Source organism: Sedimentitalea sp. XS_ASV28 (genome assembly GCF_041224545.1).
Lineage (GTDB): Bacteria > Pseudomonadota > Alphaproteobacteria > Rhodobacterales > Rhodobacteraceae > Sedimentitalea.
On record NZ_JBGFGP010000051.1, the window covers coordinates 1 to 17,212 of the forward strand.

The 17,212-nt window shown below is 59.2% G+C and carries 16 protein-coding genes and 4 pseudogenes; 17 read left to right on the forward strand and 3 right to left on the reverse strand.

The window, feature by feature from the left end:
* Positions 1–184 precede the first annotated feature (184 nt).
* Positions 185–403: pseudogene (locus AB9K34_RS01610) on the reverse strand (transposase); the annotation flags it as partial.
* Between AB9K34_RS01610 and AB9K34_RS01615 the strand changes: the two are divergent.
* Positions 369–578 carry a hypothetical protein gene (locus AB9K34_RS01615; protein WP_369952726.1) on the forward strand — a complete coding sequence of 70 codons (210 nt, stop codon included), beginning with the start codon at positions 369–371 and terminating at the stop codon, positions 576–578. The pseudogene AB9K34_RS01610 and the gene AB9K34_RS01615 overlap by 35 nt on opposite strands.
* A 248-nt stretch (positions 579–826) precedes the next feature.
* Here the strand turns inward: AB9K34_RS01615 and AB9K34_RS01620 are convergent, their stop codons facing one another.
* Positions 827–1,477: a MarR family winged helix-turn-helix transcriptional regulator gene (locus tag AB9K34_RS01620; protein WP_369952711.1), complete on the reverse strand. Its 651-nt coding sequence runs from the start codon at positions 1,475–1,477 to the stop codon at positions 827–829.
* Between the two features lie 36 nt (positions 1,478–1,513).
* Between AB9K34_RS01620 and AB9K34_RS01625 the strand changes: the two genes are divergently transcribed.
* From AB9K34_RS01625 to AB9K34_RS01700, 16 genes and pseudogenes are all read left to right on the forward strand, one after another.
* Positions 1,514–2,557, forward strand: coding sequence for an ABC transporter substrate-binding protein (locus AB9K34_RS01625; protein WP_369952712.1), 1,044 nt, complete (start codon positions 1,514–1,516; stop codon positions 2,555–2,557).
* 74 nt (positions 2,558–2,631) lie between these two features.
* On the forward strand, positions 2,632–3,699 hold the full coding sequence (locus tag AB9K34_RS01630) for an ABC transporter ATP-binding protein (RefSeq protein WP_369952713.1): 1,068 nt from the start codon (positions 2,632–2,634) through the stop codon (positions 3,697–3,699).
* Positions 3,696–4,547, forward strand: coding sequence for an ABC transporter permease (locus tag AB9K34_RS01635; RefSeq protein WP_369952714.1), 852 nt, complete (start codon positions 3,696–3,698; stop codon positions 4,545–4,547). The genes AB9K34_RS01630 and AB9K34_RS01635 overlap by 4 nt, the downstream gene beginning before the upstream one ends.
* A complete protein-coding gene (locus AB9K34_RS01640; protein WP_369952715.1) occupies positions 4,442–5,332 on the forward strand; it encodes an ABC transporter permease in 891 nt (296 codons plus the stop codon). The genes AB9K34_RS01635 and AB9K34_RS01640 overlap by 106 nt, the downstream gene beginning before the upstream one ends.
* A 14-nt stretch (positions 5,333–5,346) precedes the next feature.
* Positions 5,347–6,186, forward strand: coding sequence for a polysaccharide deacetylase (locus tag AB9K34_RS01645; RefSeq protein WP_369952716.1), 840 nt, complete (start codon positions 5,347–5,349; stop codon positions 6,184–6,186).
* Complete coding sequence (locus AB9K34_RS01650; RefSeq protein ID WP_369952717.1) at positions 6,183–6,920, forward strand: SDR family NAD(P)-dependent oxidoreductase; 738 nt, start codon at positions 6,183–6,185, stop codon at positions 6,918–6,920. Before AB9K34_RS01645 ends, AB9K34_RS01650 begins: the two co-directional genes overlap by 4 nt.
* 14 nt (positions 6,921–6,934) lie before the next feature.
* Complete coding sequence (locus tag AB9K34_RS01655; protein ID WP_369952718.1) at positions 6,935–7,642, forward strand: SDR family NAD(P)-dependent oxidoreductase; 708 nt, start codon at positions 6,935–6,937, stop codon at positions 7,640–7,642.
* A gap of 14 nt (positions 7,643–7,656) precedes the next feature.
* Positions 7,657–9,054 (forward strand): amidase, encoded by a 1,398-nt coding sequence (locus tag AB9K34_RS01660; protein WP_369952719.1) that lies wholly within the window; start codon positions 7,657–7,659, stop codon positions 9,052–9,054.
* A 36-nt stretch (positions 9,055–9,090) separates the two neighbouring features.
* Positions 9,091–9,300 (forward strand): annotated as a pseudogene (locus AB9K34_RS01665) (isocitrate/isopropylmalate family dehydrogenase); the annotation flags it as partial.
* A 73-nt stretch (positions 9,301–9,373) separates the two neighbouring features.
* Positions 9,374–9,589 (forward strand): annotated as a pseudogene (locus tag AB9K34_RS01670) (DDE-type integrase/transposase/recombinase); the annotation flags it as partial.
* 200 nt (positions 9,590–9,789) lie between these two features.
* Positions 9,790–10,773, forward strand: coding sequence for a LysR family transcriptional regulator (locus AB9K34_RS01675; RefSeq protein WP_369952720.1), 984 nt, complete (start codon positions 9,790–9,792; stop codon positions 10,771–10,773).
* A 170-nt stretch (positions 10,774–10,943) separates the two neighbouring features.
* Positions 10,944–11,720, forward strand: coding sequence for a 5-formyltetrahydrofolate cyclo-ligase (locus tag AB9K34_RS01680; protein ID WP_369952721.1), 777 nt, complete (start codon positions 10,944–10,946; stop codon positions 11,718–11,720).
* A gap of 136 nt (positions 11,721–11,856) precedes the next feature.
* Positions 11,857–12,804, forward strand: coding sequence for a BMP family protein (locus AB9K34_RS01685; protein WP_369952722.1), 948 nt, complete (start codon positions 11,857–11,859; stop codon positions 12,802–12,804).
* 63 nt (positions 12,805–12,867) lie between these two features.
* On the forward strand, positions 12,868–14,412 hold the full coding sequence (locus AB9K34_RS01690; RefSeq protein ID WP_369952723.1) for an ABC transporter ATP-binding protein: 1,545 nt from the start codon (positions 12,868–12,870) through the stop codon (positions 14,410–14,412).
* Positions 14,399–15,508 (forward strand): ABC transporter permease, encoded by a 1,110-nt coding sequence (locus AB9K34_RS01695; protein ID WP_369952724.1) that lies wholly within the window; start codon positions 14,399–14,401, stop codon positions 15,506–15,508. The genes AB9K34_RS01690 and AB9K34_RS01695 overlap by 14 nt, the downstream gene beginning before the upstream one ends.
* Positions 15,498–16,436 carry an ABC transporter permease gene (locus AB9K34_RS01700; protein WP_369952725.1) on the forward strand — a complete coding sequence of 313 codons (939 nt, stop codon included), beginning with the start codon at positions 15,498–15,500 and terminating at the stop codon, positions 16,434–16,436. The genes AB9K34_RS01695 and AB9K34_RS01700 overlap by 11 nt, the downstream gene beginning before the upstream one ends.
* Positions 16,437–16,851: 415 nt before the next feature.
* On the opposite strand, the pseudogene AB9K34_RS01705 reads toward AB9K34_RS01700, so the two are convergent.
* Positions 16,852–17,212 (reverse strand): annotated as a pseudogene (locus AB9K34_RS01705) (integrase core domain-containing protein); the annotation flags it as partial.

Consider the following 17,212-nt stretch of genomic DNA (forward strand, 5'->3'; position numbering starts at 1 on the left):
CTACCGCCTTGCCGCAATCTCATACCGCCACGCCAGAGCCGCCGCCTTCGGCCTCTGGGAAGACTATGCAGCCGAAATGGCCGCTTGACCGGCAAGGTTCCCACTCATCTCAATCAAGCGAAAACAAGTTGGCAATCCCCCAGATCGTCGTATTTCGGCCCGCCCACGGCGCCCAGCAGAACCGCGTCCGCCGCCTGATTTCGCCGTTCAGACGCTCGATCGGATTCGTGCTGTGCAACGTCGCGCGGTGCCGGGCGGGGAAGGTCATGTAGGCCAGAACGTCCTCCTCTGCCGTGTCCATGAGCGTGGCCAATTTCGGCAGCTTGGGACGCATCTGATCCGCCACCAACTGCCACTGGGCCTTGGCCATGGCATGGTCGGGCTGGACAAAAGCCGTCCTGATCAATCAGTTTGATCAGGAAAGCGCGTTGCGGATCAAGCTTGCCTTTGCCGCGCGGGCGTCCCTGGCCTGCCCGGTGCGGCGGATCGCAAGCCCCCAACGTGCCCCCGTCGAGGGTGAAAGCTTCAAACGCAACGCCGCCGCGCGCCCGCTTAACCCTTCTTCAACCAATTTCTGAAATCGCGCCCGCAGCGCATCTGGCAAAGGTGATGACATGATCCATCCTCCCAAACAGGATGAATCACAGATCAAGGCTCAAAGAAATCCCAATGATTCAGGTTTTCGGCCGGACGCTTTAATGGCCAAAAAACAGGTCACTCGCAAACGGCCCCAAACAAGTTGGCCGTGGGTAGCTGCATTTGTAGTAACGCCACCTGACAGACCAAAATGGCTTCCGATCGGTAGCCTGCGGAAAGAAGCGTCAACTTACGTTTGCCCGTCCAGTAGACGCGACAAGCCGGAAACAAGTATGTCTTTTTCTTGATCGGAAAGCGCGCTGCAGAAATTGGCTTCCAGCTGCGATTGAATTGCCATTGTCTCGTCCGCAAGAGCAATGCCCTTGTCAGTAAGACGCACCAATGTGACGCGTCTGTCGTCTTCGTCGCTGCTGCGCGAAATCAGCGCTTTGCGATCCAGCCGCGTCAACAAGTTAGACATACCACCAGAGGTGAAGAATATTGTTTCGAGCAGTTGCTTGGGGCTCATCTGGTAGGGTGGGCCCGATGCGCGAAGCGTCGCCAACACTCCGTATTCCGGGTATTTTAGCCCATAAGGTGCCAGCGCCGTATTCAGGCTGTTTATCAGCGCACCGTTCAGGGCCACCAGGCGACCGCAAATCTCCTTTCCGGAAATATCGAGATTCGGGACTTCCCGACGCCATAAGTCCAGTCCATTGCGTACGCGATCTTCCGGTGTCGGCCCGGTAACAAAGCGTTTTTGGCGAAGCTGCTGCATTGGAGTCCTTTCAATGTTTCCCACATGTTCCCGGTTCTTCGGGCGATTGACAAGTACATTTAGAAAGCTTTCATGAAAGGTTTCAAAAAAACTTTCTTGACAGCAACCGTTTTTGGACTGCATCGTAAATCCAACACAGTTACCAATAGGGAGGTCAAAATGAATCTTAATGGCAAAGAGCGGGTCCTCTCCGCTGCTTATGCTGCGGCAACGGGGGTTTTAATGTCGACGTCGCCCGTGGCGGCGCAGGAAAGACTGACGATCGCCACTTTCGGCGGATCATTCCTGGATGCGGTTGAAACCTGCCATATTCCGGCCTTCGAAAGCGCCACAGGAGCCACTGTTGAAACCGTTCTCGGGAATTCGGTTCAGCACGCGGCGTCTGTCCGCGCGATGGGGGCCAGTTCGGACTATGACGTGGTATACATTGACGATTCCGCGGCAATGCAGCTCAAGGCCGAAAACCTGTTGCATCCGATGGATAGGGCCGCGCTGGAGAGTGCCGACGAACTTGATCCGCGCGCTTTCGGCCCCGATGATGCCTTTGTCGTTTTCATGACCGGTGCAACTGCGATCGCCTACAATCCCGAGATGGTCGAGACGCCGCCTACCAGCTGGCGCGATTTGTTTGATGAAAAATACAAGGGCCAAGTGGCAATTGGTGATGTCACCGGCACGGCAGGGTGGCAGTTCCTCCTTGCGGTCAACAAGATGGAGGGCGGCTCGCTCGAAGATGTGACGCCGGGCATTGAAGCGATCAAACCTCTCGCGCAGGACGCGGTTGTACAATACACGCAAGCCGACCAGTTGCTGGCGCTATTCGCCCGCGGCGAGGTTGCCATGGCGCCCTGGTATCCAGACCGCGCCGGATCGGCCGCAGACGAAGGTCTTCCGATTGCCATCGCTTACCCTGAGGAAGGGGCTGTCGGCATCCGTCCGACACTTCTGATCCCTGAGGGCAGCAGCCAAAAAGACCTGGCCGCCGCCTTCGTCGACACCGTGCTGTCGAAGGAGGTCCAGGAATGCTTTGCTGAACAAAAGTATGCAGGTCCGATCAACCTGAAAGCCGAGCTCTCCGAGAAAGCGGCGGCAATCGTGCCGAACGGTGCCACGCTGGAATCCCTGTGGTTCCTTGACCCGGCCGTGACATCCGCCAAATTGCCAGGCTGGATCGATCGCTGGCAGCGCGAAGTCGCGCGCTAACGGAAGGCACTATCCGATGGCGCAGCGCCTTCTCCGGGCACCGCGCCGTCGCAACTCTTAGACAGGAATGCGCCATGGCCAGGCTGGAGCTGGAACAGCTTAAGAAGAGCTACGGGCAGGTGGACGTCGTGGACGGTGTCTCGCTTGCAATTGAAGAGGGTGAGCTGGTGTCTCTGTTGGGGCCTTCCGGCTGCGGCAAGACCACGATCCTTCGAATGGTAGCAGGCCTTTTGGAACCCAGCGGCGGCGGCATACGCGTAGCGGGGGAAGACATTACCCGCACACCGGTGGCCAAGCGCGATATCGGACTGGTGTTCCAATCCTACGCATTATTCCCCCACATGACCGTGTTCGAGAATGTTGCCTTTGGCCTGCGTCGCCGCGGTGCGAAGGGAACCAGCCTGTCGGACCGAGTGACTGAGGCGCTGGGTATGGTTCAGTTGGCGCATCTGGTGGACCGCTTCCCGCGCCAGTTGTCGGGCGGTCAGCAACAGCGTGTTGCCTTGGCGCGGGCCATTGCACCACGACCTCGCCTCCTGTTGTTCGACGAACCGCTCTCCAACCTCGACGCGCAACTGCGGGACCGAATGCAGATAGAACTGAAGCAGTTACAAAAGGAATTGGGCATCACCAGCGTCTTTGTCACCCATGACCAATCAGAGGCAATGTCGATCTCCGATCGCATCTGCATCCTGGCCCAGGGTCGGATACAGCAGTTTTCGAGCCCCGAAGCGATCTACCGAGAACCCGCCAACGCTTTCGTTGCCACCTTCATCGGTCGCTCAAACCGCTACGCGGGCACGCTGCAGGACGGGGCCATCGCCATTGGCGGCGGAGTAACGCTTCCAGCACGAAAGGGAACTGTGGCCCGGGGTGCAAAAGTTGAGGCGGTAATACGACATGAGGATGTAGGTGTTCTGCCGGCCGGCGCGGATGGTGCGCTGCAGGGGCGGGTGCGTCTTCGCTCATTCATCGGTTCCCGCGTCCAGTACGTGGCCGATCTTGCACCTGGCTTGGAAATCGTTGCCGAGGTCGATGCCGGAGGGCCCTCCAGCGGCTTCGAACCCGGACAGGAGATCGCCTTGAAGATTGACATGGAACGCGCCTTTGTTGCGCCACTCGAGGTCGGAGCAAGCGTATGACCAGACAGTTCAAAGGCATAGGGCTCGCCTCGCCACTTCTACTGGTGTTGCTTGGACTTTTCCTCGCACCCGTGCTGCTGATGCTGCCGGAGAGCCTGCACGAATATATACCCGGTACCGGAACCTCGGACGCGTGGACGTTGAAAAACTACAGCCGTCTGCTGACCGATGAGTATTACCTGGAGATCATCGGACGCACTCTGTGGATGGGAACATTGGTTACCTTTCTCTGCTTCGTGTTCGGTTATCCGCTGGCGTATTTCATGGCAAGAACCACGCCTGCCTGGCGGGCGGCAGCGACGCTCCTGGTCATCTTCCCGTTGTTTCTGAATCTGGTGGTGCGATCCTTTGGCTGGATCACGCTTCTCGCAAACCGCGGTGTCGTAAACAACTTCCTGATGGACATCGGTCTGATTGATGGGCCTATCAAGATGCTATTTAACATGACCGGCCTGGTGATCGGCCTTACCCACATCTACCTGCCGTTCATGGTTCTGATGTTGCTGACCGCAATTCAGAATGTTCCGCGCGACGTTGAACATGCCGCGGCAACACTGGCAGCTGGACGGCTGCGGATCTTCTTCACCATCACATTACCGCTCACCGCGCCGGGGATCCTTGCCGGTTCGATCCTGGTTTTCGTATTGACGATCAGCGCGCTGGTCACTCCGCGGCTACTGGGGGGCCCCGCCTACAAGGTGATGGCAACCCTGATCTACGACGAGTTCATGCAGAAACTGGATTGGCCCTCGGGCACTTCCTTTGCCTTCATCCTTACGGCGATCACATTGCTGATTATCTGGGGGGCCGGGCGCATGGCTCGCAAATGGTCCGGGGGGTTGGCATGAGCGCGCGTCCTTCGATCTTTCTGACTGTCACCGCCGCCGCCGTGCTGCTGTTCCTCCAATTGCCGGTGATCGTGGTCGCCCTCAGTTCCTTCACCGAAACCTCCTATCTGACCTTCCCGCCGCAAGGTTTCACGATGCGCTGGTTTGGGGAAGTTCTGACCGATCCGGACTGGCTCGCGGCAATCAGTTTCAGCCTGGGGCTCGCTTTTCTGGCAACGCTCAGTTCGATGGTGCTTGGGACTGCCGCGGCCTATGCGATCAACCGTCACCTGCTGCCGGGCTCGGACGCGATTGCATCGTTCCTGATGGCGCCGCTGGTGTTTCCAGCTGTGGTGATCGGCGTCGCGTTGCTGCAATTCTATGCCCATCTCGGCTGGCGTGGGAACTTCTTCGCCCTGGTTGCAAGCCATGTGGTGCTGACCTCGCCTTACGTGGTGCGGGCCTGCCTGTCGAGCCTTGCGGGCGTCGGCGTGGATCTCGAGGAGGCTGCGGGTACGCTGGGCGCAGGAGGCTTTACCGCCTTTCGACTGGTAACCTTGCCCTTGCTAAAACCCGGGCTGATCGCTGGAGGATTTTTCTCCTTCATCACCTCTCTTGACAACGTGCCGGTGACAATCTTCCTGCTTGGGCCGGGTCAGAGCACCCTGCCGGTCAAAATTTTCACCGCCATCGACCAGGGTGGTGTCGATCCGGGTTTAGCTGCCATTTCCACAATCCTGATCCTGCTCACCGGGGCCGCTTTGGTCATAGCAGAGCGTTGGGTCGGCTTCTCACGCTTTGTCTGACGGGAGTAACGATAATGTCCTTCACTTCGAAAGGCTTCCCGCTTTTCCTTACTTTCGACTTTGACGCGGAAACCTTGTGGACCGCGCGGGACAAGGCCAACGCGGACCGCCCCATCGTGATGTCGCAAGGCCGTTACGGATGGCGCCGGGGCGTCTGGCGGGTGCTGGATTTGCTGCGGAAGTACGAGATCACCTGCACCTTTTTTGTGCCTGGGCTTGTGGTCGAGGCGCATCCGCAGATCATGGAGGCGATCCTGAAGGACGGGCATGAGCTCGCACATCATTCGCATACACACACCTGGATCACCCAGCTTACGCTGGAACAGGAGCGTCAGGAGATGGAACTGGGGATCGAGGCGATCCATAAAGTGGCAGGATACCGGCCTCGCGGCTGGCGTTCGCCCGCCGCCGAATTCAGTGAACACACGTTAGGTCTGATCCGGAAGTACGGGTTCGACTATTCTTCAAATTTCTTCGATGACGACGAGCCCTACCTGCTCGACATAGGCGGCGAGCGCACGAACATTGTGGAGTTGCCCTTCCGATGGGTGCTGGATGATGCACCCTTCTTCCATTATTCGATCACGCTGCCTGGGCGAACGATGCAAGCCCCTTCGGCCCTGCTGGAAGCCTGGAAGCTTGAATTCGACATGTTGCGGGCCGAGGATCGGATGATGATGATCGGTATGCATCCGCAGATCATCGGGCAGCCCTCGCGGCTTTGGGTGCTCGACCAGTTCCTCGCCTATGTACGCACGCATTCGAACGTCTGGATCGGGCGAAGTGATGAGATGGCCGACGAAATCCGCACTGTGCTGAAGAAGGCCGCCGTTGCCGAGGGGACAAAGACATGAGCAGGCTGCTGGAAGGGCGCCGCATCCTGATCGCTGGTGCCGCCAGTGGTATTGGTCGCGAGACGCTGGTTCGCTTTGCCGCCGAGGGCGCCCGACTCGCCGCCTTCGATCTGGCCGAGACTTCTCATGGAGACGATGTGGCGGTGTTCAGCGGCGACATCTCGGACCCCGCTTCCTGCAGGGTCGCCGCCGAAGGCGCAGCCGCTGCGCTCGGCGGGCTGGACGGCCTGGTGAATTGCGCCGGAATCGATCTGGAATCTCCGGTGTCGGAAATGACGGCGCAGGATTGGAATCGTGTCATAGCGGTGAACCTGTCGGGCGCAATGTTTCTTGCGCAGGCGGCAGTGGCGCATCTGCGTGCGGCCGGTTCGGGCACCATCGTCAACGTCTCATCCGCCGCGGGCCTGTCGCCGCTCAGTCACCGCACGGCCTATTGCGCCAGCAAAGCGGGAATGAACATGTTCGGCAAATGTCTGGCGATGGAACTCGGCCCCGAGCACATACGTGTCAATACGGTCTGCCCCGGCGCGGTTGACACGCCGTTGTTCCGCAGCTCTTACGAGGACTATCAGAACGCTGAAGAACGGTTCTCCTCGATCAAGGCGCGCTATGCGATGAACCGGGTGGCGGCACCGTCTGAGATCGCGGGTGCGATACTATATCTGACCGGACCGGATTCTAGCTATGTAACCGGCACCACGCTGGCCGTTGATGGTGGCCGGAGTTTCCATTGAGTACGCGGGTTGCTTTGATCACCGGAGGTGCGGGTGGTATCGGCGCTGCAGCAGCAGCGCGCCTGGCGCACCAGGGTTGTCAGGTCGCGGTGACCGACATCGACGCCACGGCGCTCGGAGAACTGCCCAAGGGTATTCTTGGCATCGAAGCCGACGGCACCGACCCGGCGGCTATGACTGCAGCACTCCGTCAGGCTGAAGCAGCCTTGGGTCCCGTGGATATCGTGTTCAACAACCTTGGCCAAAGTGCCAGGGAAAGGGGCTCACTTTTTGCCGGGTCTGAAGAGGCAACCTGGCAGTTTGTGCTGGAGATTTCGCTGGTTTCGGCCATGCGCATGTCACGGGCCGTGGTGCAGGGGATGCAGGCGCGCGGCTGGGGCCGGATAATCAATATGTCGAGCGACGCCGCGTTTTTTGGTGATGCGGGGCTTGCCGATTATGCAGCCGCAAAGATGGGTGTTGTTGGCTTCACCCGCGCCTTGGCACGGGAACTGGCGCCGCACGGCGTGACGGTCAACGCGGTGGCGCCCGGCGCGATCCGCACGCGCGCCCATGATCGTCTCGCGCCGGAGGTGCTGGAGCGGATCAAGGCGGCAACGCCCACGGGATTTATCGGTGCGCCGGAAGATGTGGCGGCCACGGTTGGGTTTTTGGCCTCGGACGGGGCTCGTTTCATTACCGGCCAGACGCTGCTGATTGACGGCGGTCGCTGGATGATTTGAAGGAGAAGGGACAGATGACGGATCTCGCAGATCTGGACGCGGTCGAACTTTGCCGCGGTTATCGCCGGAACGAGTATTCTCCGGTCGAGGTCATGGAAGCGGTGCTGGCGCGCACAGAAGCGCGGCGCGATTTGAACGCCTTTGTGAGCTTGCAGCCCGAGGCGGCGATGGAGGGCGCGCGCGCGGCGGAGGCGTTGCAACAAACGGGCGGTGACCTGCCTCCGTTGCACGGTTTACCCTATTCGGTGAAGGATTTGACCTTCACCCGTGGGGTGACAACCACAATGGGTTCGAGAATCTCGGCGGATTTCGTGCCTGAGGAAGACGCGGTCGCCGTGGCGCGTGCGCGCGCCTTCGGAGCGATCCTATTTGGCAAGACTACGACCCCCGAATTCGGCCACAAGATTCACACCTCGGCGCCACTGTTCGGACGTACGATGAACCCGCATTCACCGGACGTAACACCGGGCGGCTCCAGCGGCGGCGCCGCGGTGGCGCTGGCAGCTGGCATGGGGCCGATTGCGCTTGGTACCGACGGCGGTGGCTCGGTTCGAATACCCTCTGCCTGCTGTGGCACGGTCGGGCTGAAACCGACGTTGGGTACTGTGCCGAACCTGCAGGCAGGCGATTTGTTCTCCAGCAATGTTCATGTCGCGCCAATGGCGCGCAATGTGGCGGACACCCGGCTGTTCTTTGATGTGATCCGGGGTTTCGATCGACGTGACCCGTTTGGACAGGCGCAGATGCCCACACCGCGCCGCTGCGATTCGCTGAAAGGCTTGCGGATCGCGTGGTTGCCCCAGGCCGGCAACCCGGTGGATCACGAAATCGCCGCCCTCACCACTGAGGCTGTCGACCGGTTCGCAGGGGAGGGAGCCGAGATTGAGGAGATCACGCTGGATTTTGCGGCTCTAGAGCCGCACTTCATGGTGGTGCTCGAGGCCCTGTTGGCCGGGCGCGTTGGCGCGGCGCTTGAGAGCCGACGGGATGATCTCGATCCAACTTTGGTGATCCATGTGGAAAACGGACGCAAGCACAGCGCACTGGATCTCGCCGCCGCCGGGGCGGCGCGCACCCGCGCCTTCCAGCAAGTGCAGGAAGTGCTGGCGCGTTTCGATGTGATCGCTTCGCCAACTCTCTCAGCGCCGCCACTGCCCCACAGCCAGGATCCGCATGGACCGGTAGCCATCAACGGCGTTCCCGCGGGTAGGGTGCGGGCGACCTGGTACCCCTACACATTTGCGACCAACATGACCGGACATCCTTCAATCTCGATCCCCTGCGGCTGGGACACCAGCGGTTTGCCCGTGGGATTCCACATGACTGTGGCCTGGTACCAGGAGGACTTCCTGATGGATGCCGCGGCTCTGGCCGAAGACGTGTTTGCATTTGATCTCGCGGCGCGTCGCTGATCCCGTCGTAGCGCAGAATTTTCCAGGAGACCGTTCATTCCCAACCCCTCGCTCCTCATCCTGCCCGGTGACGAAATTGGCCCGGAAGCCATGGCCGAAGCGCGCAAGATCATCGATTGGTTCGGCGACACAAGCGCGGCCTGCAATTCGACGTGAGCGAAGATCTGTTGGGCGGCTCGGCCTATGATGGCCAAGGCGCAGGCGGCGGACGCGGTTCTGCTGGGCGCCGTGGGCGGGCCGAAATGGCCGCTTGACCGGCAAGGTTCCCACTCATCTCAATCAAGCGAAAACAAGTTGGCAATCCCGCCGCTGGACCTAACTTTACCGGGCCGTGGATCGCGACGGACAAACTCTGGATTTCATGCTATCCGAGCGCCGGGACTTGGCCGCCGCCCGGCGCTTTTTCAAGCGTACGATTGGTTCGAACGGCGTTCCCGACCGGATCGTCATAGACAAGAGTGGCGCCAACCTGGCCGGTTTGCAGGCGGTGAACGCGATCCTGAAATTTACCGGCGGTGGCCGCATAGTCGAGATCGGGCGGCGAACAGGGTTGTCGCGTCACAGCATCACGAAATGACTGCAGTTCGAGACGCGACCAGACCGCAGGTGGACAGCTTTGAAACCGGCTTCGCCATGGTACTTTGAAGAGTTCCTGAGCCTAGCCGAAATCGGTACATAAGTTGACACCTGATTGGGCCTGTCACATCGTCACCGGACTTTATTGGAGGAATCGATGTGGACGAGTGGGGCCAGCCCGGCAGAGCGGAATATCTAAATGAACCGCAAATAGATACCCGTCAGATACGGATATTTCTAGCGGTTTTGGATTATGGCAGCGTCACGCTCGCTGCCAATGCTCTGGGAATTACTCAGCCCGCCGTTAGTCAGGTTCTCCGACGGTGGCGGGACATGACCGGCGATCCGTTATTGGTGCGGAGCGGATCCAAACTGGTGCCGACCCAAAAGGCCGAGGAAATGGTCGCGCCGTTGCGCCAGTCCCTAGAAAAAATAGGGACTGCCTTTTCGGATGCGCCTGACTTCGATCCAAAACGGAATGATATTGTCTTCCGCGTCGCGTCGGCGGATTGCATGGAGACATTTTTCCTGCCGCGGCTGATCTCTGAAATTCGGGCCGCCGCTCCCAATGCCCGGCTTCACCTGCGTTCGATCGTACCGGGATATGACTATGTCGCCGCGTTAGAGAAAGGCGAATTGGACATCGTGATCGCCAATTGGCCCGGCCCTCCGGGCAATCTGCGCACCGTCCGGCTGATGGTCGATGACACGGTTTGTATTTTTGGCGCCGATCATGCGTTGGCCAGCTTCCACGAGGGTGTCACGCTCGACGAATACATTACATTGGACCATGTTGCGCCCATGCCCATTTCCCCGCTCGCGCCGGGGCCGATCGACGGCAAACTGGCCGAACTTGGCCGTTACCGCAACATCCTGGTGATCGTGCCGGAATTCAACATCGTACCCTACGTGTTGTTGTCTTCCGACATGGTCTTTACCAGCAGCGCCAACTTCGCACGTCATTACCAGCGGTTTTTGCCCATTCGATCTGTTCCGGCACCCCCAGAATTTGGACAGATGCGATTTTATCTGCTGTGGCACGAACGAGCACAGGCATCACCTTTGAACCGTTGGCTGCGAGCACAGATGATTCGTATCGGGCAGGATCTGCAACCGCAAACAAGTCAGGCGCACAATGGGTGACAGTCGGTAAATCCGGCCAGAACTAGGATTATAAGTAAAACGATATAAACTTCTTTATGACTGCGGCCTTCACTAATGGCTGACTTCCACCGAACCTTTTCTTGCCGAACACAAGCCAGGCAGGGCGTCTTCCCTGATGGCCGATGTGAAAGAAGAGGAGGCTCAACGTCATGAGCGTTGAAAACCAGTCCAAGCAAGGCCGGTGGGCCGGACGCAACTCGGACAAGGACGTGATCCGCGACAAAATCTGGAAGATACTTGTGGATGAAGGCCAGAATGTTGGCCCCACCTGGAGCCGGATCCCGAATTTCGTCGGGGCCGATTTGGCGGCCAAACGGTTGTCGGAGCTGGATTTCTGGACATCCGCAAAGGTTGTGAAATGCAACCCTGACCCGCCGCAGATCCCCGTGCGACTACGGGCGCTTTACGACGGCAAGCTCTTGTATACGCCGGTCCCCGAACTGGTCGAGGGATTCCCGTTTGTGCTGCTTGATCCCGCCCGGCTCGAAGCCGATGGCGTTCAGTTCGAGCTTGCCGCGACATCACAAGGCGCGGTGGAATATGGTCAGCCCGTCAGCTTTCAGGAGATGGCCCCCATGGATGTCATCGTCGTGGGCTGTGTCGGCGTCACCCGCAGTGGTGGACGCACCGGCAAAGGCGGCGGCTTTGCGGATCTGGAGCTTGGAATCTTCCGTGAGTTGGGCAAGGTGCCGGATCACGCGGTGATCGTCACCACGGTCCATTCCTCGCAAGTGGTCGATGACGATGACATCGTCATGATGGAGCACGATTCCGCGCTCGAATGGATCTGCACCGAGAAAGAAGTCATTCAGACCCGCTCGCCCTATCCTCAGCCAACTGGCGTCGCCTGGGACATGGTGCAGCCCGACCAGTTGGAGGACATTCCGTTTCTCAAAGAACTAAAGCGCGATTTGTCCTCGCGTTAAATATCTGGCGGTTCCCGTCTCTCTGCAGATGGGGATCGCCTTAAATGAAAAAAAATCAACATGGAGTTAGAAAATGCTTAGCAGACGAAACTGGATGCTTGGATCCGCCTCGGTAGTCCTTTCGACGGGACTGGCTTTGTCACCATATGCAGTGCAGGCCGAAACGCCACTGCGCGTGGCATTGATCATGACAGGACCGATCACTGACGGTGCGTGGGCGCAACTTGCCTATGAGGGGCTGGCCGAGTTGGACAAACGGCCTGAATTCGACACTGGCTATGCCGAAAATGTGAGCCAGGCCAACCTCGTGCAGGTGGTGCAGGGCTATGCCGACGATGGTTATGACCTCATCATCGGGCATGGCTATGAATTCGGCTCCGCCTTTGTCGAGATCGCGCCGGACTACCCGGATCAGAGATTCTTTGCCTCGACCTTCAAACCCGAAAGCGACATTCCCGACAACACCCGCTATATCGATATGGCCTATTTCGACGCCGCCTACGGTGCCGGCGTATTGGCCGCGCTATTGTCCAAAAAAGGCAAGGCGGTTGGCTTCGTGGGCGGTGGCGACAACCCGACTCAGCAGCGTATGATGTCCACCTTTATCGGCGGTGCCGAGGCAACGCGGCCGGGGCTTACAGGGATGGGAATCGTCACGGGAGAATACGACAACGCCAGCAAGGGTTCCGAAGCGTCAGCAGCAATGATCGCGCGGGGCGCAGATGTGATTTGGCATGGTGCGAATGTCACCGGATTGGGAGCGATCCAGGGCGCGGTGGCCCAAGGTGCGACGGTCTTGGGCTGCTACTCCGACCAGACCGGTGTTGCGCCAGAAGCAATGGCCACCAGTTTCGTGATGAATCTTGGTTGGATGGTCGAGGTGGTGGCACAGTCCGTTGTCGATGGCACGTTCGAGGGGGGCTCGGAATGGCAACCGCCGGTCACCGAGATGTGGTCGCTCCATGCCGGCGCGGCGGGTGACCACAATCCCGATATCGTGTCAGATGAGATCTGGACCCAGTTCCAGACGGTCTGGAGAGGCTTGGGAGATGGCAGCATTGACGTCGAGACTTTGGTGAAATGATTTGACTGCATGCGGTCTGGCAGGGCGTCTGCGCCTTGCGACATGCTCGAAACTGGACTCCCCATGACCTTCCCATTCCTGAATGCACGAAAAATCGTCAAGCGCTTTCCCGGCGTGCTGGCCAATGACCATGTGGATTTCGACGTGGACCGGGGCGAAATCCACGCCCTGCTTGGCGAAAATGGCGCAGGCAAGAGTACCCTGATGCAGATTCTCTACGGGCTGTACAGCCGGGATGGCGGCGAAATTCTTGTCGATGGCAGCCCCGTCGATCTGGTCACACCCGCGGCGTCGATCGCCGTCGGAATCGGGATGATCCATCAGGAATTCATGCTAGTGCGCCGCTTTACCGTGGCGGAGAATATCATCCTCGGCCTGAAGGACCGCACACATGGCGGGCGCCTGGATATCGCAACCGCTTCGGCACGGATCTCCGAACTTTCGGACTCCTACGGACTTCGGGTCGACCCGGAAGCCATCGTCGAACATCTGTCGGTCGGAGTTCAGCAGCGTGTCGAAATCCTCAAACTGCTCTATCGCAAGGCGACGCTTCTAATCCTGGACGAGCCGACCGCAGTGCTGACTCCACAGGAAACGCAAGCTTTCTTCAGGATCCTGCGCAAACTGGCCGCTGAAGGACATGCCGTTATCATCGTGACCCATAAATTAAACGAAATTATGGAGATATCCGATCGGGTGACGATTATGCGCGATGGCCGTGTCGTCGCATCCGTCGCCACTAGGGACAGTTCGGAGGCGGAACTGGCGCGTCTGATGGTCGGACGAGATGTCGAACTGGGCACGGTACGGCATGCGCAGAATGTAGGTGAACCGATTCTTGAAATCGAAAACCTGACTGTTCGGGACGAGCTTAGTCATACCGCCGTCGATAATCTGTCACTGACCCTAAATGCTGGCGAAATCGTTGGCTTGGCCGGCGTGGATGGCAATGGTCAATCCGAACTGGCTCAAGCAATAATGAACCTGCGCCCCATAGAGGCCGGACGCATCATGCTTGAGGGTCGCGATCTCACCCAGACAAGTCCCGCCGAACATATTGCGGCACGGCTGGCCTATGTGCCGGCGGATCGGCGGCATGTGGGCACGGTTGCGGAACTGCCGATCACGCTTAATGCGATACTAGGTGATCAACGTGCCTATACGGGGCGGTTCGGCTTGCTGGATTTCGGGCGCATCAGAGAATTCGCGCAATCCCTGATGACGCGTTTCGGAGTGCGGCCCAACGACCCCGAGTACATCGCCGGCAAACTGTCAGGCGGCAACCTGCAAAAGGTGCAGATGGGTCGAGCAATCGCGATCGACCCGGTCGCCCTGATTGTCGAACAGCCGACGCGTGGACTTGACGTCGGCGCGATCGAGGCGGTCTGGGGCGAAATTCTCGCACAGCGGGCGGCAGGCAAAGCCGTGCTTCTGATATCGGCGGAATTGCAGGAAATCCTCAATCTCGCCGACCGGATCGCGGTCATCTACGAGGGTCGGATCATGGGCATCGTTCCCGCTGAACGGGCAGATGTCAGCCAGATCGGACTCATGATGGCGGGTTCGGTCCCGTCCTCGAAGAACGGAGAGAGCCATGACTCTGCTTGAGCGCCGGTTGAAACCGGCGGATTCCCCCCGCGCCATTGCAGTTGCGACAATATTGTCGGTCCTGGCAGCACTAATCATCGGCGGATTGCTGTTTCTGCCATATGGCGCAAACCCGCTCTCGGCCTATGCGGCGCTCTTCAGCGAGGCGTTTTTGTCGTGGCGGGGGTTCGGGTTCACACTGATCAAAGCAACACCGTTGATCCTGGTCGGATTGGGCACGGTGGTCGCCTGGCGCACCGGGTTCGGATATCTGGGCTTCGAGGGCTGTCTGCTGGTCGGCGCCGCAGCTTCAACTATAGTTGCCCTAAGCGCCGGCGAGGGTGGCGCATTGGCCGGGATCCCCTTTGTTCTGTTCCTGCCATTGGCAACCTTAGCCGCACTGTTCGCAGGGGCGATCTGGGCAGGGATAATCGGCTTGTTCAAGGGCCGGTTCGACGGCAATGAGGTCATTACCTCGCTGATGATGAACTATGTTGCGATCCTGCTGGTGCAATATCTGGTCTCCGGGCCGCTGCGGGCTCCCGGCGGGTTACCACAGACCACGCGTCTAGAGCGCGACTATTGGTTGCCACTGCTGTTCGACGGAAATCGCGCCCATGCAGGGATCCTGATCGCCCTGGCTGCGGCCGCGCTTGTCTGGATCGTGCTGATGCGCTCACGTCTGGGCTTCGAAATGATCGTCACGGGATTGAACCCGAAGGCTGCCAAATTCGGCGGTATTGAAGTCGGACGCCGACAACTCATGGCCGCTTGCCTGGCCGGCGGGCTGGCTGCGCTGGCCGGCATGATGGAGGTTCTGGGCGTGCATCACCGGCTCATGGACGGAATGGCCGAGGGCACGGGTTTCATCGGCATCGTTGCGGCCCTTCTCGGCAAGCTTCATCCGCTCGGCGTTGTGATTGTTTCGCTGCTTTATGCCGGGATGACTGTGGGTGCCGATGCGATGCAGCGGCAAATCGGATTGCCCGGTTCCATCGTCTTCATGATCCAGAGCATGATCCTGTTGTTCATCCTGACCAGTGATCTTTTCCGCTATTACCGACTGCGTCTTCCTGTGCGCGGCCGCACCCTGAAGGATATCCGGCATGGAACTTGATGTCGCAACGACTACCGTCCTTACAGGTTGGCTTGCCGCCACGATCCGATTGGCCGGACCGCTGCTACTGGCGGCCTTAGGAGAGCTTTTCGCCGAACGGTCTGGGGTTTTAAACATCGGGATTGAAGGTGTGATGTTGCTTGGTGCATTGGCCGCCTATCTTGCAACATGGACAGGCGGTAACCCATGGATCGGGATGCTGGCCGGTATGGCCGCAGGGTTGGGATCGGGGCTGTTCCTCGGTTTCCTCTATGTCACCGTACAGGCCAGCCATGTGGTCGTCGGAATCATTTTCAACATCTTCGCGCTTGGCCTTGCCAGTTATGTCTATCGGTTAGCGCTTTCCGGGATTTCAGGGGTCCAGACCGTAGCGATGTTCACCGCCAAACCGGTACCGGGGCTGTCCGAAATCCCTGTTCTCGGGCCTGTTCTGTTCTCCCATACCATGCCGCTCTATCTGACCGTCCTGATGGTATTTTTCGCGGCCTATACATTATACAAAACCGCGTTCGGTCTGAATCTGCGCGCCGTGGGTGAAAACCCGCGGGCGGCGGATACAGCCGGGATCGATGTAGCCCGCTATCGGTATATTGCGGTGATGATTTCGACCGTGGCATCGGGTGCTGCCGGAGCCTATCTGGTTCTGGCCAATGTCGGGCAGTTCCGCGACACGATCATCGCCGGGCAAGGCTTCATCGCATTGGCCATCGTCATTTTTGGGCGCTGGGATCCCTGGTTCGCAGCGATCGCGGCGTTGATATTCGGTGCGGCGGATGCGCTGCAATTGACGCTGCAACTGATGGGAACAGGCATACCTCCGCAACTCTTGCTGGCCTTGCCGTATCTCCTGACGATTATCGCCATGTCAGGCCTGATCGGGAAAGCCAATCAACCAGCCGCATTCATGCAACCATATAGAAAGGAATAGAGGGTGCATGCGCCGGATCTCCTCCACCCTTTCGTCCCTAAATATGCTCGAACCGTCATAAACCGAGCACTCACATCTCGGAGTCATCTCGAAAGATCAACAGTACTCGCAGCAGTCGATGTTTGCACTAGCCGTCCTGCGCTAGGCGCGGCGATCCTATCTAGTCCGTCCTGAACAAGGTTTTCAGGCCGGTGCCGCAGCGATCTGAACAGTCCCGACGGCCCCATCTTGGCGAGGTTGATCTGGCGGAGCAGGGCATGCAGCCAGAGCAACCTGCACAGGAGCTCCCTGAGGTGGCGCAGGATCATGCGAATGTTTTGGCCGCAGCCGCAGAGCGCGGCTTGTCCGTCTTCAGGTGATTTGGAACACGAGTGCCTGATCTCGAATGGAGGGTCTGGCTCGTTGGGGTTTCAGTCTATGCCGCTGTCTGGCGGTGCAACAAGCGGCGCTTCTCGATGGTTCTGGCTTTGATATCCTTTCGCCGTCGCAGGATGGCTTCGGGCCCTGCCGAGATAGACATCGGCAGGGGTGAGGTTGCCGAGGCTCTCGTGGTAGCGGTAGTGGTTGTAGTGGTCGATGAAGTCGCCGATCGCCGCTTCCAAGGCGCCTGGCAGGTAGTAGTTCTCGAGCGGGACGCGGTACTTGGGGGTCTGGTGCCAGCGCTCGATCTTGCCCTGGGTTTGCGGATGGCGCGGGGCACCGCGAATGTGATCCATGTCCCGGCTGGCCATCCAGTCGGCCAGCTCCCCGGAGATGTAACTGCGGCCATTATCGCT